Annotated in this window: 19 protein-coding genes; 7 read left to right on the top strand and 12 right to left on the bottom strand. The window is 70.0% G+C overall.

Translation table 11 applies throughout. The annotated features are described in order from the left end of the window. Positions 1-9 precede the first annotated feature (9 nt). From G4D83_RS17070 to G4D83_RS17030, 9 genes are all read right to left on the bottom strand, one after another. Entirely contained in the window at positions 10-1,584 is a 1,575-nt protein-coding gene (locus G4D83_RS17070; protein WP_163865816.1) for a class I adenylate-forming enzyme family protein, read from the bottom strand. Next, positions 1,581-3,557, bottom strand: coding sequence for an asparagine synthase (glutamine-hydrolyzing) (gene asnB, locus G4D83_RS17065; protein WP_163865815.1), 1,977 nt, complete (start codon positions 3,555-3,557; stop codon positions 1,581-1,583). Before asnB ends, G4D83_RS17070 begins: the two co-directional genes overlap by 4 nt. Positions 3,558-3,570: 13 nt before the next feature. Then, positions 3,571-3,825 (bottom strand): acyl carrier protein, encoded by a 255-nt coding sequence (locus G4D83_RS17060; protein WP_163865814.1) that lies wholly within the window; start codon positions 3,823-3,825, stop codon positions 3,571-3,573. A gap of 90 nt (positions 3,826-3,915) precedes the next feature. Further along, positions 3,916-4,506, bottom strand: coding sequence for an acyltransferase (locus G4D83_RS17055; RefSeq protein ID WP_163865813.1), 591 nt, complete (start codon positions 4,504-4,506; stop codon positions 3,916-3,918). Further along, positions 4,503-5,051 carry an acyltransferase gene (locus tag G4D83_RS17050; protein WP_163865812.1) on the bottom strand — a complete coding sequence of 183 codons (549 nt, stop codon included), beginning with the start codon at positions 5,049-5,051 and terminating at the stop codon, positions 4,503-4,505. The genes G4D83_RS17055 and G4D83_RS17050 overlap by 4 nt, the downstream gene beginning before the upstream one ends. A 1-nt stretch (position 5,052) precedes the next feature. Continuing rightward, positions 5,053-5,916, bottom strand: a complete 864-nt coding sequence (locus G4D83_RS17045) for a hypothetical protein (protein WP_163865811.1) — start codon at positions 5,914-5,916, stop codon at positions 5,053-5,055. Positions 5,917-6,120: 204 nt separating this feature from the next. Beyond that, positions 6,121-8,523 (bottom strand): ABC transporter permease, encoded by a 2,403-nt coding sequence (locus tag G4D83_RS17040; protein ID WP_176434880.1) that lies wholly within the window; start codon positions 8,521-8,523, stop codon positions 6,121-6,123. 171 nt (positions 8,524-8,694) lie between these two features. Further along, the gene (locus G4D83_RS17035; RefSeq protein WP_163865809.1) at positions 8,695-9,375 is read right to left on the bottom strand and encodes a hypothetical protein; all 681 of its coding nucleotides are present in this window, start codon (positions 9,373-9,375) and stop codon (positions 8,695-8,697) included. Positions 9,376-9,542: 167 nt separating this feature from the next. Then, positions 9,543-11,036, bottom strand: coding sequence for a mechanosensitive ion channel family protein (locus G4D83_RS17030; RefSeq protein WP_240356370.1), 1,494 nt, complete (start codon positions 11,034-11,036; stop codon positions 9,543-9,545). A gap of 82 nt (positions 11,037-11,118) precedes the next feature. Here G4D83_RS17030 and holB point away from each other — a divergent pair, with 82 nt between their 5' ends. From holB to G4D83_RS17010, 4 genes are all read left to right on the top strand, one after another. Continuing rightward, positions 11,119-12,153 (top strand): DNA polymerase III subunit delta', encoded by a 1,035-nt coding sequence (gene holB, locus G4D83_RS17025; protein ID WP_163865807.1) that lies wholly within the window; start codon positions 11,119-11,121, stop codon positions 12,151-12,153. Next, complete coding sequence (gene holA, locus G4D83_RS17020) at positions 12,150-13,469, top strand: DNA polymerase III subunit delta (RefSeq protein WP_163865806.1); 1,320 nt, start codon at positions 12,150-12,152, stop codon at positions 13,467-13,469. Before holB ends, holA begins: the two co-directional genes overlap by 4 nt. Before the next feature lie 60 nt (positions 13,470-13,529). Beyond that, on the top strand, positions 13,530-13,994 hold the full coding sequence (locus G4D83_RS17015; protein ID WP_163865805.1) for a hypothetical protein: 465 nt from the start codon (positions 13,530-13,532) through the stop codon (positions 13,992-13,994). A gap of 114 nt (positions 13,995-14,108) precedes the next feature. After that, positions 14,109-14,666, top strand: coding sequence for an AraC family ligand binding domain-containing protein (locus G4D83_RS17010; protein ID WP_163865804.1), 558 nt, complete (start codon positions 14,109-14,111; stop codon positions 14,664-14,666). Here the strand turns inward: G4D83_RS17010 and G4D83_RS17005 are convergent. Then, positions 14,629-15,435, bottom strand: a complete 807-nt coding sequence (locus G4D83_RS17005) for an NRDE family protein (protein ID WP_163865803.1) — start codon at positions 15,433-15,435, stop codon at positions 14,629-14,631. The genes G4D83_RS17010 and G4D83_RS17005 overlap by 38 nt on opposite strands. A 115-nt stretch (positions 15,436-15,550) precedes the next feature. Between G4D83_RS17005 and metG the strand changes: the two genes are divergently transcribed. From metG to G4D83_RS16990, 3 genes are all read left to right on the top strand, one after another. Next, positions 15,551-17,683 carry a methionine--tRNA ligase gene (gene metG, locus G4D83_RS17000; RefSeq protein ID WP_163865802.1) on the top strand — a complete coding sequence of 711 codons (2,133 nt, stop codon included), beginning with the start codon at positions 15,551-15,553 and terminating at the stop codon, positions 17,681-17,683. A gap of 106 nt (positions 17,684-17,789) precedes the next feature. After that, the gene (locus tag G4D83_RS16995; RefSeq protein ID WP_163865801.1) at positions 17,790-18,764 is read left to right on the top strand and encodes a HEAT repeat domain-containing protein; all 975 of its coding nucleotides are present in this window, start codon (positions 17,790-17,792) and stop codon (positions 18,762-18,764) included. After that, positions 18,761-19,537 carry a TatD family hydrolase gene (locus G4D83_RS16990; protein ID WP_163865800.1) on the top strand — a complete coding sequence of 259 codons (777 nt, stop codon included), beginning with the start codon at positions 18,761-18,763 and terminating at the stop codon, positions 19,535-19,537. Before G4D83_RS16995 ends, G4D83_RS16990 begins: the two co-directional genes overlap by 4 nt. Here the strand turns inward: G4D83_RS16990 and G4D83_RS16985 are convergent. Together G4D83_RS16985 and G4D83_RS16980 are read right to left on the bottom strand one after the other, a co-directional pair. Beyond that, complete coding sequence (locus G4D83_RS16985; protein ID WP_163865799.1) at positions 19,524-21,476, bottom strand: HD domain-containing phosphohydrolase; 1,953 nt, start codon at positions 21,474-21,476, stop codon at positions 19,524-19,526. The genes G4D83_RS16990 and G4D83_RS16985 overlap by 14 nt on opposite strands. Positions 21,477-21,482: 6 nt before the next feature. Next, positions 21,483-23,033, bottom strand: coding sequence for a 3'-5' exoribonuclease YhaM family protein (locus G4D83_RS16980; RefSeq protein WP_205522648.1), 1,551 nt, complete (start codon positions 23,031-23,033; stop codon positions 21,483-21,485). Positions 23,034-23,055 lie beyond the last annotated feature (22 nt).

Below are 23,055 nucleotides of genomic sequence, written 5' to 3'. Positions count from 1 at the left end.
TCAAACCCTTCACGAAGAACCGACCGACGAATATTGAGTGCGCAGCTCCGCCTTGAGCACCTTTCCACTGGGCCCGCGCGGCAGCGCCTCCACGAACACCACGTGCCGAGGCACCTTGTGCGCCGGCAGCGACTCCCTGCAGAAGCGCCGCAGGTCGTCCTCCTTCACCGCGACGCCTTCCTGGAGCGCCACCACGGCGCACGCCGCCTCGCCACCCAGGGCATCCGGCACGCCCACCACCGCGACTTCGCGCACGGCGGGGTGCCGCGCGAGCTGATGCTCCATCTCCGCGGGGCTCACCCGGTGGCCACCCACCTTGAGGATTTCCTTGGCGCGGCCCACGAGGAAGATGAATCCGTCCGCGTCCTTCCACGCCAGGTCGCCGGTCCAAAGCCATCCATCCTTGAGGATGGCCGCGGTCTCCTCGGCGTCCTTCAAGTAGCCCGGTGTCACGTTGGCGCCGCGCGCGACCAGGTGGCCTGTCTCGCCTGTCGGCAGCGCCTTGCCATCCTCGCCCGCGACGCGCAGCTCGACGCCGGGAATCGCCACGCCGATGGAGCCGGCCTTCTCCGTGGCTCGCGTGGGCGGCAGGTAGCTCAGTCGCGCGGTGGCCTCTGTCTGGCCATACATGACGTACAGCTCGGCGGGGTAGAGCGCGTCGCGCGTCCACTGAGTCGTCTCAGGGGACATGCCTCCGCCGGCCTGCGTCGCATAGCGCAGCCGCAGCTTCGACAGCGCCTCCGCGCCGGCTTGTCTGCGCAAGAGCTCGAAGGTGAGCGGCACGCCCGCGAAGCCGGTGCTCTTCTCGGCGGCCATCGCCTCCAGCACCACCTGCGGATACATGAAGCGCGGGTCCAGGAACACCGAGCCGCCCACGAGCAGGTGCGTCTGAAGCACGCTCTTGCCGTAGCAATAGTGCAGGGGGAGCACCAGGTGCGCCCGGTCACGCGAGGTCAATCCCAGGTACTCGACGATGGAGCGTGTGTTCGCGGCGATGTTGCCGAAGGTCTGGATGACGCCTCGAGGCGTGCCCGTGCTGCCCGACGTGTAGACGATGGATGCGTGGGCCTGGGCGGACGTCGAGGGCAGCACGTCCAGCGGCGTCACCTTCACGTCCGCGTCGAGCGCTCCGTCCTCCTGCACCCACGTGCACGTGGCGGGGGACAGCGCCTGGAGCATCCGCTCTGGAGGGCGCGCGGAGTGGACCACGTACAGGTGTCCGAGGCCCTTGCCGGTCCACTTGCGTGTGTCCTGTCCGAAGATGAAGGCATGACGTGCGCCCGTCTGCGTGAGGATGGCGTCGACAGACGTCGCTCCGGTCTCCCGGTCCAGCTCCACCGCGCAGGCGCCCAGGGCCTGCACCGCGAGCGCGGCCACGGCGCCCGCCGAGCCCAGGGGCAGGGCGATGAGGACCTTGTCTCCAGGCACCACACCCGACGCGTGCAGATGCCCCGCGAGGGAGCGCATCCGCTCGGAGAGCTGTCGATATGTGAGCCGCGTCCACGGTGAGTCCACCGCCGAGGCGTCCGGTGTGCGCTCCGCGTGGCCAAGCACCCACGAGGGTGCGGAGTCCGTCGCGCTCATGCGGCCTCCACCACCACGGCGTCCAGGTCGGCCTGGGGCAGTGGCCGAGGCGTGAGGAAATGCTGCGCGAGCAACTGCGTGGACGCGATGGCGAACAGGGCCATGGTGTCGGCCTCGCTCTCCGTCGAGTTGGGCGCACGCAGCTTGGCCACCAGCCGCTCCGCCTTGCGCGCGTCGAAGACACCCACCTTAGCGACGGCCTCGGGCGCGAGCAGCTCCTTGGCCCACGCTGGCGCCTCCGGTCCCACCAGCGCTCCAGCGATGGGCGCACGGTATGGGAACTTGCTGCGCTCCAGGATGGACTCGGGAACGCGACCCTTCGCGAAGCGCTTGAGGACGTGCTTCTCGTCCAGGCCCTTGAGCCGCACCCGCTCGGGGATTCTCGCCGCCAGCTCCATCACCGAGGTGTCCAGGAACGGGAAGCGTCCCTCCACCGCGTTGCCCAGGAGCATGCGGTCGCCCTGCGCCGACAGGAGGTACCCGGACAGGAGTGTCTTCGCCTCCAGGTACTGCGCGCGCGCCAGGGGCCGCCACATGGCCACGTGCTTCGGCACCGTCGCGAGCACCGAGGCCATCGGGTCCTCGTCCACCACGCTCGCCGCGAACTCCGGCGCGAGGAAGCGGAGGATTCGACCGCTGTTGGACCAACGCACCAGATGCGAGAAGCCCAGGCTCCCCGGGTCCTCCAGCCCCATGCCGAAGAACTCGCGCAAGAGCTCCACGTTCTGCTGGCTCACCGACAGGGTGGGGTAGAGCTTTCGCAACAGCAGGGGCCGCCACTTCGACGTCGGCTGCCGCGCCCAGAACTGCCGGACCTTGGTCTCCTTGAAGAGGTCGTAGCCGAGGAACATCTCGTCCGAGCCCTCCCCGGTGAGCACCACCCGGATGCCATTCTCCCGCACCCACTCGCTCAGCCGCAGGAAGGGCGCGGGCGCCGAGCGCATCATCGCCTGCTCCGCGTGGAAGATGACGCCGGGCACCAACGTGCCGATGTCGCCATCCCGCATCTCCACCACGCGGTGCTCCGTGCGCAGCGCCTCCGCCACCGTGGCCTGGTGCTGACGCTCGTCGAAGCGCGCGCGCTCGAAGCCCACGGAGTACGTCCGCAGCGTTCCGCCCAACTGTCCCTGCGCCAGCGCGCACAGGAGGCTGGAGTCCAGTCCCCCCGACAGGTACGCCGCCACCGGCACGTCCGCGCGCAGCCGCAGCCGCACGGCGCGCTCCAGCGCCTCGCCCAGCTCCTCCTGGATGCGCTCGCCGCTCGCGGTGCTCGGCTCCACGCCGAAGTCCAGGTCCCAGTACCGGAACGTCTCCAACGTCCCAGCGCGGAACCTCGCCGAGTGCGCCGGGGGCAACAGCCGGACGCCCTCGAACGAGGTGCGCGGCGCCACCGGCGACCAGAGCTGGAAGGTCTGCTTGAGCCCTCTCGCGTCCAGCGACGGCGTCACCAGGCCGCTGGCGAACAGGGCCTTCGCCTCCGAGCCGAACGCCAGGTGTCCGCCGGGCAGCTCCGCGTAGAACAGCGGGCAGATGCCCACCCTGTCTCGCGACAGCCACAGCGTGGCGTCACGCGGGTCCCACAGCGCGAAGGCCCACTGGCCCTCGAAGCGGCGCACGCAGTCGATGCCCCACGCCAGGAACGCCGCGAGGATGACCTCCGTGTCCGAGCGCGTGCGGAAGGCGTACTGACTCGCGAGCTGCTCGCGCAGCTCCACGTGGTTGAAAATCTCTCCGTTGAAGACGACGGTGAGCCCCGTCGCCGCGTCCCGCATGGGCTGGTGTCCGCCCTCCAGGTCGACAATGGACAACCGCGTGTGGCCCAGCGCCACGCCGTCCAGCAGCAGGGCCCGCTGCGCGTCGGGGCCCCGGTGGCGGATGCTGGCCGTCATCCGGCGCAGCCGCTCGGCGGATTCCGCCCGCGCGGCCCCGGCGCTCCCTCCCGCCGGGTAGGTGAAGCCAGCGATTCCACACATGGCGCGCTCGCTCTCAGCCCGCTTGCGGCAGGCGCTGCTGCTGCTTGCGCTCGACGAAGGCGGCGACGCGCGTGAGCGAGTCCAGGTTCTCCGGCACCAGCTCCTTGTCCTCCAGCTTGATGCCGAAGTCCTGCTCCACGAACGCCACCAGCTCCATCATCCCCGTGGAGTCGATGAGGCCCTTGCGCAGGAAGGAGTCGTCGTCGCCGAACTCGTCCACGAAGAACGTGTCGACGATGAAGGTGCGGATGCGTTCACGAATGCTCACGGTAGGAAGTCCTGTCTGGAAAAACGGTGGATGGGTTCGGAAACAATCCAGGCGTGAAGAAGACGCACCCGGGAAAAAGGCTTGAGGCGCTCAGCTGCCTGTGTCGCGAGCAACCAGCTCCAGGCTCATGTTGCGTGCGGGATTGCCCATGGCCAGCGTGTCGGGCGGCACGTCCTGGGTGACGATGCTGCCGGCGGCGACCACCGAGCGCGTCCCCACGCGGACCCCGGGCATGATGATGGCCCCATGGGCCACCCACACGTCGTCCTCGATGACGATGGGCGCGGTGTGGTGTCCGTCCCGGTCTCCGAGCCGCACGAACGACGCGAACATGCACCGGGCTCCCACGCTCACCGACTTCCACGCCTCCAGCGAGACGCCATAGTTGAACTGGGTCTCCTCGCCGATGGTGAGCAGCGCGCCCGCATGGCACACGAGCGAGCTGGGCAGCATCCCGCCCACGAAGGTGAGCCTGTCTCCCAGCACCATCTCCCCCGCGTTGTGCACGGAGAGCGGGCCGTAGGCGGCCACGTTGTGTCCCAGCGACTGGACGTCGCGGAACAACCACCGGGCGCGCACCATGGCCACCGCGCGCTGGGCGCGGGGCTCCACCGTCTTGCGCAGCGCTTCCAGTTGGGCCAGCACGGCGGGCACCCGGACGAACGGCATTCGCGACGTCATCCCGTCACCTCCCTGCGCAACACCCGGGCAGGCGCGCCACCCACCGTCACTCCGGCGGGAATCTTGCGCGAGATGACGGTGCCCGGCGCCACGGTGCAGCCCTTCTGGAGCTGCGCGCCCGGCAGGAGGATGGCGCGGCTGCCCACCGTCACCCCCTCCGCGATGACCATCGGCACCGACGCGGGCCGCTCGTGGCGGTTGCCCCGGAGCGGATGGTGCTGGTTGTCCATCGCCTTGATGAAGGCCCCCAGCCTCGCGCCCGGGCCCACGGTGATGGAGCTCAGCGCTTCCAGGGAGGCACCACCTTCGATGGCGACGTCGTCCCCCAGGATGATGAGGCTGTCGCTGGACATGGCATGCAGCTCGATGGGCGCCAGCCGTCCATCCAGCACCACCCGGGAGCCCACGTGCACGCGGCCCGCGCCATGAATCCACACGCGGCCCAGCACCGTGGGCGAGTCCCCCACCTCCTGACAGCGCCTCAACTTCAGGCGGGACAGGAGGCCCCCAAGCTCGCGTGACAGTGATTGGCGTAACGGCGTCATGTCACGGCGTGGCTTGGACGGCGGGGATGGGAGGCTGGACGGCGGGCGCGGGCAGGCTCGCGAGGAAGTTGAGCAGCTCCTTCGCCAGGCGCGCCTGTGCCGTCGCGTTCAAGTGTCCACCATCGTCCGAGTAGCCCGGCACCATCGCCGGCCACGTCTGCCCGTTCAGCTCGTAGGTCTCCCGCGTGCCGTCGGGCGCCGTGGACTCCAGCCGGGCCAGGTCGAAGAGGGGCTCCTTGCCGCCGTACGCCTTGCGCATCAGCTCGTTGAACATCTCGCGCCGCACGTTCTCGGCGATGCCCCACACCGGACGGCCGAGCAGCTCCTTCAGCCACGCCTTGGCGCCCCGCTGCACCGTGGTGAGCGGCGCGGTGACGTGGACGAACGTGGTGCCCGGGTGGCGCGCCTTCAGGCCTTCCAGCGAGACGCGGTACTTCTCGAACAGCGCGCGCGAGTCCGTGGCGCCGTTGAAGTCGATGTAGCAGAACTTGAAGAAGGCCACGTCCGTCGACTTCGCGAGCCCCGCGTCCATCATCCGCTCGAAGTCGGCGATCTTGGACTCGGGCTTCTCGTTCTGTCCCACCAGGGCGTGCGCCAGGGTGCCGGGCGCCAGCGACTCCGTGGGGTTCTTCACCTCCACGATGCGCGGCGCCAATCCCTGGGAGGACGCGGGAATCTGCTTCACCCCGTCGAGGAGGTTGCCGCCCACCGACTGGTGCCCGAAGAAGATGCGGCGGCTGGCCAGCTTCTCCAGCGGGGCGCTCGTCTCCGCGGCTTTCGCCGTCGCGCCATGCAGAACCATGAGCAGCATGGCGGGCAACACCAGCGCGCTCACGCGAACCAGAAAGGTCCAGTCGAAGTGCATGCGGACTCTTAAACCCTTCCATCGCCAAGCGTCAAAGGGCCAACCGTCCGGGACGTCCGCTGGTTTGCTCCGCGCCGCCCTACCTGGGGCTGGGGTGAAGTCACCCCATGGCCCGTGAGGGTCCGGAGGCCTGGCGCCCGGAGCTTGACTCAGGGGGGAGGGCGTTCCGAGCCGCCCACCTCCCGTCCGAGCAGGAGGGTGCGGTTACTCCGCGCGCAGCGACACGGACGGCGACACCCGGCTGGCACGCAATGCGGGGAACCACGTGGCCAACAGCGACACGGCCGCCAGTGCCACGGCAACACCCAGGAAGACGCCCGGCTCGTTGGCATTCACACCGTACAGCAGGGTGGCCAGCAGTCTCATGCAGCCGAAGGCGGCCAGCAGGCCCACGCCCACGCCCACCGCGGTGAGCTGGAGGCCCTGGCGCATCACCAGCCCGAGCACCTGGCGGGGATGAGCGCCCAGTGCGAGGCGGATGCCCAGCTCCCGGGTGCGCTGTCCCACCGCGTAGGCCATGACGCCGTAGACCCCCACGCCGGCCAGGATGACGGCGAGCAGCGCGAAGGCGGCGAGCAGGCGCGCGGTGGCCAAGGGACGCGAGAGCTGGCGATCCAGGCGGCTGGCGAAGGGGGCCAGGTCATAGATGGGTTGTTCGGCGTCCACGGCCTTCAGCTCCTGGCGCACCGACGCCACCAGCGTCGACGGCTCGCGGCGCGTCCTCATCAGGACGGACATGGTCTGCAGGGGGAACTGCTCGTAGGGCAGGTACACCTCCGGCGTGGAGGGCTCCGTCAGCCGCGAGTGGCGCACGTCCGCCACCACGCCAACGATTTCGCGAAAGGGCTCGGAGTCGCTCCAGCCCAGTCGCACCCTGCGCCCGAGGGCGTCGCCGCCCTCCAGGAACGTGCGCACGAAGGCCTCATTGACGATGAGGGTGGGTGCGCCCTTCTCGGAATCCTGGGGGCCGAACGCCCGGCCCTGACGCACGGCGATGCGCAGGGCGCGGAAGTAGTCGGGAGAGGCCACGCGGTACTCGGCGAGGTAGCGGTCCGTGTCCTGGTCGGACGCGCCCTCCAGGGTGAAGCCTCCGTTGGAGTTGGTTCCTCCCAGTGGCGCGTCGTTGACCAGCCCCACCGCTTCCGTGTCGGGCAGCGCGCGCAGGCGCTCCAGCAACTCGCCGTAGAAGCCTCGCAGCCGGTCGGGTGTGGCGTACTTCACGTCGGGCAGTGACAGCCGCGCTGTCAGTACGCCTTCCGCGTCGAACCCCGGGTCCACCGCCTGCACGTTGCGCAGCGTCTGCACCATCAGCACCGTGCCCACCAGCAGCACCAGCGCCAGCGCCAGCTGCACCGCCACCAGCGTGTTGCGCAGGGGGTGGTTGGCGCGAGCGCCCACCGCGCTCCCGGACTGCTTCAAGAGCGGCAGCACATCCATGCCGGCGGTGTGCAGCGCGGGCGCGAGGCCGAAGAGGATGCCGGCGCCCACGGAGAGGGCGAGGCTGAACAGCAGCGCCGGAACACTCAGCTCCACGGGCGCCATGCGCAACATCGACTGGGGCAACAGCGCGCGCACCAGCTCCATGCCCCACATCACCAACAGCAGTCCCAGGGCGCCGCCGAAGAGGCCCAGGAGCACGCTCTCCGCCAGCGCCTGCTGCATCCGGCGGCCCCGACTGGCGCCGAGCGCGGCGCGGATGGCCCCGTCCCGCTGCCGCGCCAGGGCGCGTACCAGGAGCAGGTTGGCCACGTTCGCGCAGGCGATGAGGAGCACGAAGCCCACCGCGGCCCAAAGCGTCCACAGCACCGGGCGGCTGCTGGACGTGAGGTGCTGCTGCCACATCGCCGTCGTCACCTTGTGCGGCTTCTCACCCGGTTCCGTCCGGGCGATGGCCAGGGCCACCCGCAGCAGGTCCTCCGTCGCCGCTTCCAGCGTGACGCCCGGCGCCAGCCGCCCCACCACCTGCATGAAATGGTTGCCGTGGGCCTCCGGGTCCAGCCAGTGGGGCTGCCAGACGTCCGCGTCCTCGGCGAACTCCGGGAAGGTGAATCCCTCCGGCAGGATGCCCACCACCGTGTGGGTGCGCCCGTCCAACTGCAACGATGCCCCCACTGCGTCGGCCGCGCCACCGAGCGACTTTCGCCAGAAGCCATGGCTCACCACCACCACGCTCGAGGTGTTGCGAGGCTGCGCGTCCTCGTCCAGGAAGTCCCGCCCCTGGGCGGGGATGACGCCCAGCAGCTTGAAGAAATTGGGGGTGACGCGGCCGGCGCGGACCCGCTCGGGAGTGTCGCCACCCGTGCGGCTCAAGTCCTGCCGGGTGAAGCCCGCGAGCGCGGTGAAGCCGCGGCCGTGCTCCCGCCAACCGAGCAGCTCCGGGGGCGACAGGGAGGCGGTGCTGATGACCTCCTGCTTGCACCACAGCCGCACCAACCGCTCCGACTCCTGGAAGGGCAGGGGCCGCAGCAGCATGGCGTGGATGGCGCTGAAGAGGACGGTGTTCGCGCCGATGGCCAGTGCGAGCGTCACCACGGCGGCCAGGGTGAAGCCGGGGGTGTGCCTCAACGTGCGCAGCGCGTAGCGGAAATCCTGGCGGAGCGAGTCCATGGCGGCCCTCAAAGCGAAGGCCGTGCCAGCTTCACCCGCGAGGAAACCCCTTGGCTTCCCAGGGGGGGGACAGGGGGTTCCCCCCAATGCGTTCGCGGATGCGGGAAGTCGCGTCCCGGAAATGAACACCGGCCCCGCGCCGATGCGGGCACGGGCGGGGCCGGCGGTCCGTCAGTTCCGGTTCCAGCAGCCGGCGATCTCCTCGCAGGCGAGGAGGACGTCGTTGAGCCGGCGCTGCTGCGACTTGGGCGCCATGAAGAGGCGGCCGGCGAACACGTCGAACACGCCCACGAGCCGAGGGTCCACGGGGCCGCGCTGCTCCAGGCGCTCCTCGGCGAAGCGGTGGAGCACGGTGGCGATGTACTGGCCGGCGCGCTCATCCAGTGGCGCGTGCTTGGAGAAGTAGAGCTTCAGCACGCCCGAGCGCATCTGCCCGCGCGCATCGACGCCGCGCAGCAGCACCTCGGGCCGGACCTTGACGGCGACGCCAGCGACTTCCAGGGGCGCGGGGTCCCCGTCCGCGGGACTGGCGATGGCGCACGTGGCCAGGTCGTCCGCGGCGAGGAGGCAGTGCTGGAGGGCCTCGGCGCACAGGGCGAGCCGGTGCGCGTCGAAGTCCGAGTCCGGCTGGGCGTTGAGCAGCCGCCGCTGGTGGTAGCGGAGGATGACCTCGTCACGGCCCTCGCAGAGGTACTCGGTGATGGCCTGGGCGGCTGCGGGGTAGCGCAGGTACCGCGGGTCCACCGGGTTGCGCTGCCCGTGGATGATGCGCTTGCGGAGGGACGGCGTTCCGGTGAGGTACTGGCCCAGCTGATTGACGGAAACGCACGGGGTCTCACGAAGGGTGGTCATGTCGACTTCCTTTCCGGTAGCGGGAATGAAGAGATACTACCGGAGGGGTCTGACATTCCCTCTGACGGGGAGGGCCTCGCGAGCGCCTTGAAATGGACCCCCTGGTGGGTAGGGCAGGCGGGCCCAACCGGGGCGGAAATGGCCCCTTGGGGCGAGAGACTCAGGGGCTATTCGTGCGACGCGCTGAGCCCGAAGATCTGGCGCAGCCGACCCAGGATTCGTCCCACTTCGGCGGGGATGGGGTCCGAGCTGGCGCCGCTGGCCTGCGCGACGGCCCGGAGCTGGGTGCGCCGTTGCGCGAGGATGGCGGAGAGCTGGCGGGCCAGGCCCGGGTGTTCGGCGAACAGCCGCGCGAAGGTCGGCCGGTCCACCTCGAGCAGCAGCGAGTCTTCCAGGGCGACGATGGTGGCCGCGCGCTTCTCTCCGGTGAGCAGCGACATCTCTCCGAAGTAGTCGCCCCGACCCAGTTGGGCGACCTCCGCCTGCGTCTTGCCCGCGCGCACGCTCACCTTGCCCGAGGCCACCAGGTAGAAGGTGCGGCCGTCGTCTCCCTCCTGGATGACGTGCTCGTCCCGGCCGAAGCGCCTCACGTGGACCTCCTGGCCCAGTCGCTCCAGGTCGGCGTCCGCCAGCGGCTGGAAGAGGTCCACCGCGCGCAGCAGGCTCAGCACCGTGTGCGCGGGCAACTCCGGCTTGGGCACGTCCTCGCGGATGCGCAGCACGCGGTGGGGCACGGGCGCCTCCACGCCGTCGCGTCGCAGCCGGTACCACAGTCGGGTGTGGACCTCCGCCGTCACCGCGTCCGCGAGCGAGAAGTCGTTCACGAAGAAGCGGAGCATGTAGCGGACGGACGCCTCGTCGAACGCGAGCGTGCGGGCGAAGGGCGCGGGGTCCACCAGGACTTGAGGAATCGCGCGCGCCACGTCCAGCAGGGCCGCCTTCATCACGTTGGGCGGCGTGTCGTAGGAGGCCCGCACCTGCGTGTCCACGCCCACCGGCTCCCGGTCCTGGGAGAACGTCTTGAGCTGCTCCTTGGCCACCATCGAGTTGGGCAGCGTCACCAGCTCGCGGCGGAACGTCATGATTCGGATGGAGCGCCAGTTCACCTGCGCCACGCGCCCGGTGTGCTCGCCGATGCGGATGAAGTCGCCCACCTCGAAGGGCTTGTCGAGCTGGAGCGACAGTCCCGCGAAGAGGTTGCCCAGCGTCTCCTGGAGCGCGAGGCCGATGACGACCGACAGCACCGCGGACGTGGCGACGAGCCCCGTCAGGTCCAGGTCCAACTGCGTCTGGAAGATGGGGACGGCGGCCAGCGTGTAGAGCAGGAAGTCGATGACGTTGCGAAGAATCTTCGGCGTCACCACGGACGATGAGCGCAGCCGGACGAGCTTCAGGCCGAAGCCCACGCTCGCGCGGATGACGCCGAAGGCGAACGTCAGCATCCACGCCACCTGGAGCGCCTTGAGCGGCCCCGGGGGCGTCGTGTGCGGCAGGGCCCAGGCGGTGACCCGGAGCATCAGGAACATCACCAGGAGCCGCAGGGCGCCGGTCAAGTCCCGCTTCAAGTCCGGGTCCTGGCTCGTCGCCCGCGTCCCGAGGAGGACCAGGACCAGCAGCGCACCCGCGGCCAGCGACAGATTGCTCTGGAGAAAAGGCAGCAAGGGCCCCCGACTCTGACCCGCGCTCGCCCGAGGGGTCAAGGCAGCGGTTGACGCGTGGCGCGCAAGCAGGGATACACGCGCCATGACGCTCGCATCGGTGCTGGGACAGCCCCGCGCGATTGATTCACTTCAGGCGGCACTTCGCGGTGGTGCGGTGCACCATGCGTATCTCTTCGCTGGGCCGGAGGGGGTGGGCAAGGAGCTGGCGGCCGTGGGGCTCGCCCAGGCACTGACCTGCCCCGAGCAGCCGGACGTGGGCTGTGGCGCCTGCGCCAGCTGCGTGCGGGTGGCCAAGGGCCTCCATCCCGACGTCACCTGGGTGATGCCGGACGATGAACGCGTGTCTCGCGGACTGGCGGGACGCTCGGACTTCACGGGGACGCCGAGTCGTGAGTTGCGCGTGGAGCAGATCCGCAACCTCCAGGAGCGGCTGGCCCTGCGCGGCCTGGAGTCCCGCCGCAAGGTGGCCATCATCATCTCCGCGCAGGCGATGAACGTGCAGGCGCAGAACGCGTTCCTCAAGACGCTGGAGGAGCCGCCTTCGGAGACCACGCTGGTGCTGGTGGCCAACGCGGTGGACAAGCTGCTGCCCACCATTCGCAGCCGGTGCAGCAAGGTGCACTTCGGCCCGCTCTCCGTGGAGCTGGTCGCCGAGCGCGTGCGCACCGTGCGAAAGCTGGACGCGGACACCGCCCAGCTCGCGGCCATCATGGCCGGTGGCAGCCTGGGCCGCGCGCTGGCGCTGGACGTGGAGGCGCTGGCGCGGCGCAAGGACGTCGTCACCGCCTTCGAGTCCCTGCGAGGCGAGGACGCGGTGGGCCTGTTGCGCTTCGCCGACGAGCACGGCGGCTCGCGCGAGGACGCGGAGGCGACGCTGGAGTTGCTCGTGCTGTGGACGCGCGACGTGGCGCTGGTGAGGGCCGGCCGCGAGGACTCGCTGGCGAACCGGGACTTGCGCGCGCTGGCGGTGGACGTGGCCTCGCGCATCTCCGATGCGTGGCTGCATCGGCGTCACTCGCTGCTGGAGGCGGCTCGCGCGGCGGTGGCGCGCAATGGCGCACCCCGGCTGCAACTGGAGCGCATGCTCATCGACCTGTTCACGGAGACCGTGCGATGAGCAAGGACCTGCTGGAGGACGTGCTCGCGGGCGTGAAGGCCGGGAAGGTCTCTCCGCTCTACCTGCTGTGGGGCGAGGAGTACCTGGTCCGCAAGGGCGCCGACGAGCTGGTCAAGCTGCTGGTCCCCGACGCCGCGGTGGGGCTCAACCTGGTGATGCTGGACGCGGGCAGCCCGCGCGAGGTGGCGCAGGAGCTGGCCACCATGCCGCTGTTCCCCGGGCGCAAGGTCGTCGTGGTGAGGGACCCGGAGTTCCTCGCGCCCAAGAAGGGCCGGGGAGATCCACTGGCCAAGGCTCGCGAGGCGTGGAAGGCGGGCAAGCGCAAGGAAGGCGCCCGGCGATTGCTGGCGCTGGCCGCGCGCGCGGGGTGGGGCGTGGACAAGTTGGACCCGTCCGCGTCGGGTGCACCGTCGGTGGAGCAGTGGAAGGAAGAGCTGAACGTCGACCTGGCCGAGGCGGACGTCGCCTTCCTCAAGGAGGCCGCCGCCTTCTGCAAGGAGGAGCGCATCACCGCGCCGGAGGGTGACGCCACGGTGCTGATGGACCTCATCCAGAAGGGCGTCCCCGCGGGACACTCGCTGGTGATGGCGGCCACGGAAGTGGACGCGAAGAATCCGCTGGTGAAGCTGGCGCAGGACAAGGGCCACGTCGTCGAGCGCAAGGTGGCCGCGCGCCACAAGGACCTGGACCTCTCCGCCATCTCCACGGAGTTCCTGGCGCCCTTCAAGAAGAAGCTCGGGCCCGGCGCGCTGGAGGAACTCAAGGAGCGCGTCGGCGGCAACATCCGCCTCTTGCAGTCGGAGCTGGAGAAGCTGGCCACGTACTCGGAGGGGCCGGCCATCGCGCGCTCCGACGTCGTGTCGCTGGTGCACCACGCTCGCGAGGAGGAGTTCTTCGAGCTGTCCGAGGCGCTCCAGAAGCGGGACTTCCGTGGCGCGCTCACCTACGCCGAGGACGCGATGGGGCAGGGCACGCATGCGCTCCAGTTGCTGGGCGCGGTGGCCTCCATCGTGCGCGGCCTGCTGGAGGCCCACGAGTGGATGTTCCGCTACGCGGGGGGCACTCCGCCGCGCTCCGCGAAGGACGTGGAGGCCCGGGTGTTCCCCAAGCTGGAGGTGGAGCTGAAGGGCACGCGGCGCAAGATGCCCAACGCCTGGGCGCTCACCTTCAGCATGAAGGCCGCCGCGGGCTATGAGCGCAAGGAGCTGTTGGGCTCGCTGGTGGCGTGCGCGGAGGCGGACCTGTCCCTCAAGTCCTCCGGCAACGGTCGGCTCGTCATCGAGCGGCTGCTGGCCACGGTGTGCCTCGGCGTCTGAGGGGCAGGCGGGCGACGGGGACGTGCACTTGGAGTCCGGCTCGGGTAGAGGAGGCCGCGTATGGCGGACAAGCGTCGTTTCGACCTCTTCGCGGACTTCATCGTGTCGCGCTTCGTGGCCCCTCGCGTCTTCGACGTCGCGGGCGGGCAGGGGCGTCTCAACGAGGCGCTGACCCGGCGCGGCCGGGCCGTCACCACCTTCGACCTGCGCCACAAGCACCTGCCGGTGACGTACGCCCAGCGCATCTTCACGCTGGAGGAGCCGTGCGACGCGGAGCTGGTGGTGGGCATGCACCCCGACGGGGCCACGCGCATCATCATCGAGTACGCGGCCCGGCATGGCCTGCCCTTCGCCGTGGTGCCCTGCTGCTCCGACAACGGCATGCCCTACAACCCGTGGATGCGGCACCTGGCCGAACTGGCGCGTGGCACGGGGGGCTTCACCACGGTGGAAGAGGTGACACTCACCATGGACGGCCGTGCACGCGTCCTGGTGGGCGAGCCCGCGCCCGTCGCGCCGCGCTGAGGCGACACTGCCCGCGAGCGGACATCGACCCATGACCTCGCGGCCACGTGTGAGGGGCCTTCGTCGCGTCTAGCTTTCGTGTCACCCGTGCGTGACGGGGCGGGAGCAGGGCACATGGTGACGGAGTGGGAGGGATATGCGACGGCGCAGGTCTGGCGCCCGGCGGCGTATCCAGGGCTGGTGCTGTACCGGGTGAGCGGTCGAGCGACCTCGCAGGCACTGCACGTCCATGACGAGCTTCAGCTCACCCTGGATGCCGGACATGTCCAGCAGGTGTCATGTGGGGGCGCGAATCTGGTGGCGCCGCCCGGGAGCCTGGTCGTCATTCCTCCGGGCGAGATTCACGCGCTGCGCGGCGAGGGCGGGCGGCCCGGGGTGTCCTGCGGAATGCTGGTGCCGGTCGCCTACCTGAAGGGCACTGCCCCCTCGGGCCAGGCGGTGCAGGAGGTGGAAGGCGAGCCTCCCGCGGAGGAGCTGCTGCTCGGGGGCGGCGCGGTGCTCGACGACCCGGAGGTGGCGCGGGACTTCGTGGCGCTGCACCGCTCGCTGCGGGCTCCCGGGCTCTTGAAGGAGCCCCGGTTGTGGGCCCTGTTGTCCGCCCTGCTGTCGCGACTGGAGACGGGACAGGCGGGGTTCAGGCGGGGGGACGCGGCGTCTCAAGCATCGCAGTGACGTCCTGCCAGGGGCCCTCACAGGGGCGCGTCTCCGACGTCAGGTAGTGCCCCACGCGCCCGGGGGCGAGGGCGACGATGGCCGAGGAGCGCGTGCCATAGGCCGGCGTGTGGATGCACAGCGCCTGGAGCCGCTGGCGGAAGTCCGGTGGGAACGACTCGCCTGAGAGCTGTGCGGGCAAGGACTCCAGGGGAGGAAGCGCCTCGTCCGCCAGCAGGGCCTTCAGGCCTTCCTCGAACCGGGGCCAGGGCTGGAGCACGAGTTTCGTGGCGAGCGTCTTCGCGCGCTGGACCTTGGGCAGCTCCGTCGAGTCGAGCACGTCGTTGGGCAGGACATGGATGCCCGGCGGGACATCCTCGCGTCGAAGCCCTGACTGTCCGGGCCGGCCATAGGCCACCCGAAGTGTCCGGGCGTCGCCATACAGGAGGTTGAAGGGGAGGAAGTCCTTGCCCGAGAGGGTGTCGAGGTAGCGCTCGACGCCCTCGACGGTGCCGGCGGCGAGGGCCTGGAGCACCACCTCTCCCCTCGAGCGGGGAGCCGGGCCTCCTGCTTGCCCGCCACGCTGGTTCGTCAGGCCCACGAAGAGGCCCTCGTTAGTAACCCCCATCCACGTCCCGCCGCGCTCCACATCACGTCCCCCCACGGTCCGGGGAGACTCGAGCAGGACTTGTGGGCCCGTCGCGGGACGAGCGAGGAGTTCGTCCCGGTTGGCCGCGAGCACCAGCGGCCACTCAGGATGGACCTGGCGAAGGATGATGATGGTGCACATGCGTTTCGGGTCGATAACATTCCCGGCACCGCGTTGCATTCGTGCTCGCGGCCCCCACGCCGTCGATGACCTCGGCCCACCGAGCGGCTAATGTCCGCCGCCCCCAGGAGAGTCCATGGCGGAGAGAATCCTCGTCACCAGTGCACTTCCGTACGCGAACGGCCCCCTCCACATCGGGCACGCCGTCGAGTACATCCAGACCGATATCTACGTCCGTTTCCTCCGCTCCAGCGGCAAGGACGTCGTCTACTTCTGTGCTGACGACACGCACGGCACACCCATCGAACTCAACGCGGCGAAGCAGGGCCTCAAGCCCGAGGACTTCATCGCCCGGTTCCAGGATGAGCATCAGAAGGACTTCCAGGACCTGGATGTCCGCTTCGACTACTTCCACTCCACCAACTCGCCGGAGAACCGTCAGTACGCGGAGCTCATCTACGGGCGGTTGAAGGAGAAGGGCGACATCGAGCGCAAGGACGTCGAACAGGCGTACTGCGAGAAGGACCGTCGCTTCCTGCCGGACCGCTTCATCAAGGGCACCTGTCCCAACTGCAAGTCGCCGGACCAGTACGGCGACGCCTGCGAGAAGTGTGGCAAGGCGTACAGCCCCACGGACCTCATCGACCCGCGCTGTTCCCTGTGTGGAACCCCGCCGGTGCGCAAATCGTCCGAGCACCTGTTCTTCAAGCTCTCCCGCCACGCCGACTTCCTGCAGGAGCTGCTGCGCAAGCCCGGCTTCATCCACCCCGGCCTCGCCGCTCAGTTGCAAGGCTTCTTCGAGAAGGGGCTGGCGGACTGGGACATCAGCCGCGACGGCCCGTACTTCGGCTTCGCGATTCCGGGCGAGACGGACAAGTACTTCTACGTCTGGCTGGATGCGCCCATCGGCTACATCGCCACGACGGAGAAGTGGGCGAAGGAGACGGGCAAGGCGAAGAGCGCGCTGGACTACTGGGCCAAGGACAGCGGCGCACGCATCGTCCACTTCATCGGCAAGGACATCGTCTACTTCCACGCGCTCTTCTGGCCCGCGGTGCTGGACGTGGCGGGGCTGCACATCCCGAGCGAAATCAAGGTCCACGGCCACCTCACGGTGAACGGGGAGAAGATGTCGAAGAGCCGCGGCACCATGGTGCCGGTGCGCGACTACCTCAACCAACTGGACCCCAGCTACCTGCGCTACTTCTACGCGGCCAACCTGGGCGCGGGCGTGGAGGACCTGGACCTCAACCTCAAGGACTTCCGTCTTCGGGTGAATGGGGAGCTGGTGAACAACGTGGGCAACCTGGCCAACCGCGCGCTGTCGCTGCTGGCCGGGCCGCTGGGCGGAAAGCTGGCGCCGGGTCGGTCCGAGGGTCCGGGCCGCGCGCTGGTGGAGTCCGTGCTCGCCCGCATCCCCGAGGTTCGCGAGGCCTTCGAGAAGCTGGAGTACCGCAACGCCATCCGCGTCATCACGGACATCGCCTCCGCGGCGAATGCCTTCGTGCAGACGTCGGCGCCGTGGGCCCAGGTGAAGAAGGACGCGGAGGTCGCGCGTGCGGACCTGTCCGACGCCGCCGACGTGGTGTACCTGCTGGGCGCGCTGCTGGCGCCGGTGACGCCTCGGTTGTCGGAGAAGCTGTTCGCGCAGCTCGGCGCCGAGCCGCTCACCTTCAAGGCGCTGGAGGGGGCGAAGTACCCGCTGTTGGATCGCAGCCGCCCCATCGGCACCCCGGAGCCGCTGTTGCCCCGACTCGAAGAGGACCGCGTCAACGCCATCATCGTGGAGCCGCCGGGGGCCGTCGCCGCCGTGCCGGCTCCCGAGGCGAAGAAGGCCGAAGGCGCGAGCAAGGAGAAGAAGGCCGAGAAGAAGCCGGCCGAGCCCGCGCCTGTCACGCAGGCGACCTCGGGTGCGGGGGCCACGGAGGCCGCCGGCTCGGGGGAGATTGAGTACGCGGACTTCGCCAAGGTGGTGCTCAAGTCGGGCAAGGTGCTGGCGGCGGAGAAGGTCGCCAAGGCGGACAAACTGCTCAAGCTCACGGTCGACGTGGGTGAGGCGAGCGGTCCGCGCACCATCGTCTCCGGAATCGCCGAGGCGTTCGCTCCCGAGTCGCTCGTCGGTCGCAACGTGGTGGTCGTCGCGAACCTGAAGCCGCGCAGCCTGAAGGGCATCGAGTCGAAGGGGATGCTCCTGACGGCGGGCCCCGGCGGCAAGGACCTGTCGTTGTTGGACCCTGGCAACGTCCCGCCGGGCAGCGACGTGAAGTGATGGGGTGGTGGGCGGAGCGCCTGTGCTCCGCCCACGAGCGGTGTCTGGGGCCATTGCCCATTCACGCGTCCGGGGCCGAGGCCGCCGGGCAGCGAGGTGACTGGACGTGACGGATTGGCGTGCGGAGCGGGACCGGGCCTTGCTGGCCCTGGAGCGCGAGAAGCGTCCGGCGTTCCGGGCGGAGGCCGCGCAACAGCTCCACCACCTCGCGCTGGAGGCCCCCTCGCCAGCCGAGGACTTCGCGGAGGTGGTGCCCCGGTTGCTGTCGGATGCCCAGCCGGAGGTGAAGCGCTCGGGTGTGGCGCTCGCGACGGTGGTTCTTCCTCCCGAGGAGTTGCCCGCGCTGCTCATCTTCTACCTGCGGGACGCGGAGTCGGTGGTGCGCCTGGAGGCCACCGGTCGACTGGCGGACCTGTACCGGCCGGAGTTGCGCGGGGCCCTGGCGGGCATGTTGGAGGACTCCGTCCCGGAGGTTCGCTTCGAGGCAGCGCGAGGTATCGCCGCGCTCAAGCATCCCGCGGGGCTGGAGGTGCTGATTGAGGCGCTGGATGCGGACCTGCTCCGCTTCCGCTCCCTGGGCGCCATGGCCGAGCTGGAGGACGCGCGAGCCCTGCCCGCCGTGAAGCGCCTGTTCGGCCGCTGGCTCCTGCCCGCCTTCGACCGGACGCAGGCGGCGGGGGTGCTGGCGAAGCTGGGAGACCCCGCGGGCGCGGCGCACCTGCTTCAGCGCTCGCGCAAGAAGTGGAGTCAGGACCGCGCGCTCGCGGTGGAGCTGCTGGGCGAGGTGAAGGCCCCCGGTGCGCTGGAGCGACTCAAGGAGATCCTCGACGACGCGAAGGACTCCTGCCGTGGCGCCGCCGCGCGAGGCCTGGGCCGTCTGGGGGACATGCGGGCGCTGCCCTGGCTGCTCGCGCTGCTCCAGGACTCGAGTGCTGACGAAGAAGACCGGTTGGATGCGGCGGATGGGGTGTGGCGCCTGGGGGATGCGGACGGCCGCGAGCGTGTTCGCGCCTCGGTGAGCACCTTCACTTCACCCGAGGCCCGGCAGGAACTGGACGACTTGTTTCAGGAGGGGACATGAGACTGGTGGATGCGCACTGCCACCTGGAAGTGAAGGACTTCGCGGACGTGGCCCCCGTGCTGGAGCGGGCCCGTGCCGTGGGCATCGTCCACGCCATTGTCGTGGGGCAGTTCCACGGCCCCGGCGAGTGGGGCAATGCGCTGGAGCTGGCCGCCGCGCATCCGGAGTTCCTGTCGCCCACGCTCGGCATCCACCCGCACGAGGCCGCGCGGGCCACGGACGAGGACCTGGCTACGCTGGAGCGCACCTGCGCCCGGCCAGAGGTCCGCGCCGTGGGCGAGGCGGGCCTGGACTATTACTACGACCACTCGCCCCGAGAGGTGCAGGCCCGCATCTTCCGGCACCAGTGCGTCCTCGCGGTGAAGCTGGGCAAGCCGCTGGTGGTGCACGTGCGTGACGCGCACGAGGACTGCGACGCGATTCTCGGAGAAGCGGGCGTCTCCAAGGGCGTCATCCACTGCTTCACCGGCGACACGGCCGCCGCGCGGCGCTACCTGGACCGGGGCTTCTTCCTCTCGCTGTCCGGCGTCATCACCTACAAGAAGACGGAGGCGCTCCAGGACGCGGTGCGCTTCGCGCCCCTGGACAGGCTGATGGTGGAGACGGACAGCCCGTTCCTCGCGCCCGTGCCGCACCGGGGCCGGAAGAACGAGCCCTCGCACGTGGTGGAGACGGCGCGGAAGCTGGCGGAGCTGAAGGGCGTGGCACTGGAGACGGTGACGGAGGTCACCACCGCCAACGCCGCCGCCCTCTTCAACCTCAACCTGCGGTGATGGCGTTGGCCAGGGCCTGGAGGTCCTGGTCCATCTGCGGCACGTCGAGCAGCAGCGCGTCCGGGTCGTACTGGAAGTCGGCCTGCTTCATCTTCAGCAGGGCCTGGAGCGCGGGTTCCCCGGTGTGGCCGCCGAAGGCGGCGAAGACGACGCGGCCTCCCTCCAGGTGCAGTGAGCCCTCCAGCGTGTGCTGACGCAGCTGGAGCTTGCCGCTCTTCTTCCCGCCGCCCAGCGTGCGCAACAGCTCACGCGGAGGCAGCTCGTCGAAGCTGCCACGCACCACGCGGCCCGGGCCGTTGTGCAACACCCGGTCCTCGAGCAGCGCGCGCACCGCCTTGGCCACCAGCGACTTGTCTCCCGGGAGCAGCAGCTCCGTCGCGCCGCCCATCATCAGGCGCTCGCGCGTGGCCGCGTCCGGCTCGCCCACCACTGCGATGGGAAGGCCCGCGGTCTCCGGCGTGGAGCGCGCCTGCTGGAGCAAGTCGAGCACTTCCTGCTGTCCCAGGCGCAGGCTCACCACCAGCACGTCGCAGTCTTGCCGGGCCAGTCCGTCGTGCGCGCCTTCCGGAGTGGACAGCGCGTGGGCGACGAGGCCCTGCTTGAGCACCGCCTCCAGCAGCTCGCCCCGGGCCGTCTCGTCCGGTTCCACCACGAGCACCTGACGGCCCTCGCTCTCCAGCCGGTGGCGCAGGAGCTCACCGCTCTGGAGCTGGATGACGATGTCCGCCACCACGGGGTCGTAGAGCACGCCCGAGTTCGTCCTCAGGTGCTCCAGCGCCTGCTCCTTGGTCATCGCCTTGCCCAGCGCGTTGCCAGGGTTCTTCGTCAGCTCCAGGAAGCTGTCCACCGCGGCGAGGATGCGCGCGCCCAGGGTGATTTCCTCGCCCTTGGCGCCCTGCGGAGTGCCGGAGCCATCCCAGGCTTCATAGAGCTGCGCGAGGATGGTGTTGACCTGCGTGGGCAGGTGCACCGTCTCGAACAGCTTGGTGGGCGCGCGACAGGCCGCGCGGGCCTGCGCCTTCCACTCGGAGTTGACGGCGTTGCTCGCGAGCGAGAAGTGCCGCTCGGAGGGCTTGCCCAAATCATGGAGGTACGCGGAGATGGACAGCGCGGCCAGCTCCTTGTGGGGCATGCCCATGCGCTGGCCGACGATGCCCGCCTGTCGCGCGAGCTGCGCGGAGTGTCCCCGGTGGCGCTGGCGGTCCTGCTCCAGCAGGCCCACGAGGATGCCCAGCGTCTCCACGTAGTCGATGTCGCTGACCAGCCCGCGAGGGCCGCCCGGCTCGCGCCGCTGCGTGGAGGAGGGGCGCCCCGCCACCTGCGTGCCGCTGGGGCGCTGCAGCCGCATGCGCGCGTCTGTCTCCATCCGGAAGGAGAGGCTGCTGCGGTTGCTGGTGGAGGTGCGGTTGTGCTCCGCCGCCCCCGTGCGCGACGTCGACTCCGTCGGGTTCGAGTGCGCGCTCGCCGACTCCAGCAGCGCGGCGAACGCCGTGGGGTCTCCGTAGTAGTGCTTGCGGATGGCCGCGGCGATGGCGCCGCGCAGGCCCACGTACGCGTAGACCTCCGACATGCCCGTCACCAGGGCAATCTCGTCCATCAGCGCCTTGTTCTGCGGCTCGGCGGCGACCACGGACAACAGCTTCCGGTCCGGGTCCACCGCGAGCGGCAGCACGTTCTGCGCCTCGGCCAGACGCACCGGAAGCCTGTCCAGCACCTCGGTGGGAATCTTCGCCTTGGCCAGCTTGTCCGCGCTCACGAAGCGCGTCTGGAACTCCGCGGCCAGGAAGCGCAGCAACGCCGCTTCCTGGAGGAGCCCCAGCTCCACCAGACAGTCCCCCAGCTTGTGGCCGGTGATCTTCTGGTGCTCCAGGGCCTGCTCCACGGCCCCGGCGTTGACGAGTCCCGCCTCGATGAGGCGCTCACCCAGCTTTTTCGCCATGACGACTCAGCTTTCCGAGGAGCCCTCTCCATTCTTCGATGAGGACTCGGAGGCGGGGGGCAGCGTGGTGAGCGCGCTGAAGGGCTTGAACGTCAGCTCCTTGGGCAGCCCGCTCGGGTCCCTCGGCGGACGGTCCTCGCGCGGCGGGCGGGGCGGACGGTCCTCACGGGGCGGACGGTCCTCGCGGGGCGGACGCTGCTCGTCCCGGGCGCGCTCCTCGCGGGGCGGACGCTCCTTGCGCGGAGGACGCTGATGCTCCTCGCGAGGCGGACGCGGCGACTCCTCGCGCGCGACGGCGGGGGCGGTGCCCTCGGCCGGAGGAGTGCCCTGGTTCGGGGCCTTCTCACCCCGGGCCTTGCGCTTCTCCTCGCGCGACTTGCGACGGCCGCCACCACCCGCGCCGCCACCCTCCACCGGAGTGCGGCCCCGGGTGGTGGGCGAGGGGCCCTTCCACAGCTGACGGTCGTAGTGGCGCAGCACGTCCGTCCACTTGTCGTTGGGGTCGCGCTGCATGGCCTCCAGCCACGAGGCGATGCGCGAGTCCAGCGAGTCCAGCGCGTGGACGATGTGCGCCTCCAGCGTCATCGGCACCTTGGGGCTGCCGTAGTCGAGCTGCCCGTGGTGGGAGATGGCCAGGTGCGTGAGGTGCTGCTCCAGGAGCGGCGGGAAGCCGGGGATGGCCAGCGTCTTCTCGCGGATCTTCTGGGCCGTCATCACCAGGTGACCCACGAGCTTGCCCTCGTCCGTGTAGTCGAAGCCCTTGTCCGGCGAGATCTCCGCCACCTTCATCACGTCGTGCAGCATCGCGCCGGCCAGCAGCAGGTCGCGGTCCGCCATGGGGTAGTGGTCCGCCACCCGCAGCGTCAGCCGCATCACCGACAGCAGGTGCTCGGCCAGGCCGCCGCGCCACGCGTGGTGCATGCCCTTGGCCGCTGGCGACACCGGCAGCCCCGCGGCCACCTGCGGATCATCCAGGAACGCGATGAGCAACTGCTTCACGTACGGGTCGCTGATCCGCTCGTTGACGATTTCGCGGATGAGGCCCGCGGCGCGCGCGCCACCGCCGCCTTCCTGACGGCCCTCGCCCTTGTCCGTCCGCTCGAGCTTGTCGCTCTTCTCGGCCTTCTCCGCGCGGGGCTCGGAAGCGGGCTTCGCCTCGGCGGCGGGCTTGGCTTCCTGGGGCGGGGCGGGGGGCGGCTCGAACTCCTTGGGGTCGAGGGGCTCGGGGTCCAGGCGCTCCACGGCCTCCACGACAATCTGGGTGCGGCCGTGGAACTGGATGACGCCGCCCTGGACGAGCACGAAGTCGCCCGACTGGAAGGAGGGTTCGAGCGCGTCCACCTTGTCGAAGACGCGCGCGTCCACCTCGCCGCTCTTGTCGGCGAGCGTCATGGCCAGGAACACCTTGCCGCTCCGGGCCGTCACCTTCTCCTTCTTGGTGACACGGAAGACGGTGTTGACGCGGTCCTTCTCTCGCAGGTCGGCCGCATACACCTTGCGGACGGTCTCGACGGAACCTTCCGGGGTCGCGGTCTCTGGGACGTTTTCGTTGGTCATCGCGGGCGCGGACACTAGCACC

The organism is Myxococcus eversor (assembly GCF_010894455.1).
In the GTDB taxonomy this organism is placed as follows: Bacteria; Myxococcota; Myxococcia; order Myxococcales; family Myxococcaceae; genus Myxococcus; species Myxococcus eversor.
Note: the sequence above shows the minus strand (reverse complement) of the source record. Positions and strands in the feature narration are given on the sequence as shown.

What these genes read in the sequence shown, in the direction of transcription:
- G4D83_RS17070 (WP_163865816.1), bottom strand. Translation starts at nt 1,584, where the DNA reads ATGAGCGCGACGGACTCCGCACCCTCGTGGGTGCTTGGCCACGCGGAG.
- asnB (WP_163865815.1), bottom strand. Translation starts at nt 3,557, where the DNA reads ATGTGTGGAATCGCTGGCTTCACCTACCCGGCGGGAGGGAGCGCCGGG.
- G4D83_RS17055 (WP_163865813.1), bottom strand. Translation starts at nt 4,506, where the DNA reads ATGACGTCGCGAATGCCGTTCGTCCGGGTGCCCGCCGTGCTGGCCCAA.
- G4D83_RS17050 (WP_163865812.1), bottom strand. Translation starts at nt 5,051, where the DNA reads ATGACGCCGTTACGCCAATCACTGTCACGCGAGCTTGGGGGCCTCCTG.
- G4D83_RS17045 (WP_163865811.1), bottom strand. Translation starts at nt 5,916, where the DNA reads ATGCACTTCGACTGGACCTTTCTGGTTCGCGTGAGCGCGCTGGTGTTG.
- G4D83_RS17040 (WP_176434880.1), bottom strand. Translation starts at nt 8,523, where the DNA reads ATGGACTCGCTCCGCCAGGATTTCCGCTACGCGCTGCGCACGTTGAGG.
- G4D83_RS17035 (WP_163865809.1), bottom strand. Translation starts at nt 9,375, where the DNA reads ATGACCACCCTTCGTGAGACCCCGTGCGTTTCCGTCAATCAGCTGGGC.
- holB (WP_163865807.1), top strand. Translation starts at nt 11,119, where the DNA reads ATGACGCTCGCATCGGTGCTGGGACAGCCCCGCGCGATTGATTCACTT.
- holA (WP_163865806.1), top strand. Translation starts at nt 12,150, where the DNA reads ATGAGCAAGGACCTGCTGGAGGACGTGCTCGCGGGCGTGAAGGCCGGG.
- G4D83_RS17015 (WP_163865805.1), top strand. Translation starts at nt 13,530, where the DNA reads ATGGCGGACAAGCGTCGTTTCGACCTCTTCGCGGACTTCATCGTGTCG.
- G4D83_RS17010 (WP_163865804.1), top strand. Translation starts at nt 14,109, where the DNA reads ATGGTGACGGAGTGGGAGGGATATGCGACGGCGCAGGTCTGGCGCCCG.
- G4D83_RS17005 (WP_163865803.1), bottom strand. Translation starts at nt 15,435, where the DNA reads ATGTGCACCATCATCATCCTTCGCCAGGTCCATCCTGAGTGGCCGCTG.
- metG (WP_163865802.1), top strand. Translation starts at nt 15,551, where the DNA reads ATGGCGGAGAGAATCCTCGTCACCAGTGCACTTCCGTACGCGAACGGC.
- G4D83_RS16990 (WP_163865800.1), top strand. Translation starts at nt 18,761, where the DNA reads ATGAGACTGGTGGATGCGCACTGCCACCTGGAAGTGAAGGACTTCGCG.
- G4D83_RS16985 (WP_163865799.1), bottom strand. Translation starts at nt 21,476, where the DNA reads ATGGCGAAAAAGCTGGGTGAGCGCCTCATCGAGGCGGGACTCGTCAAC.
- G4D83_RS16980 (WP_205522648.1), bottom strand. Translation starts at nt 23,033, where the DNA reads ATGACCAACGAAAACGTCCCAGAGACCGCGACCCCGGAAGGTTCCGTC.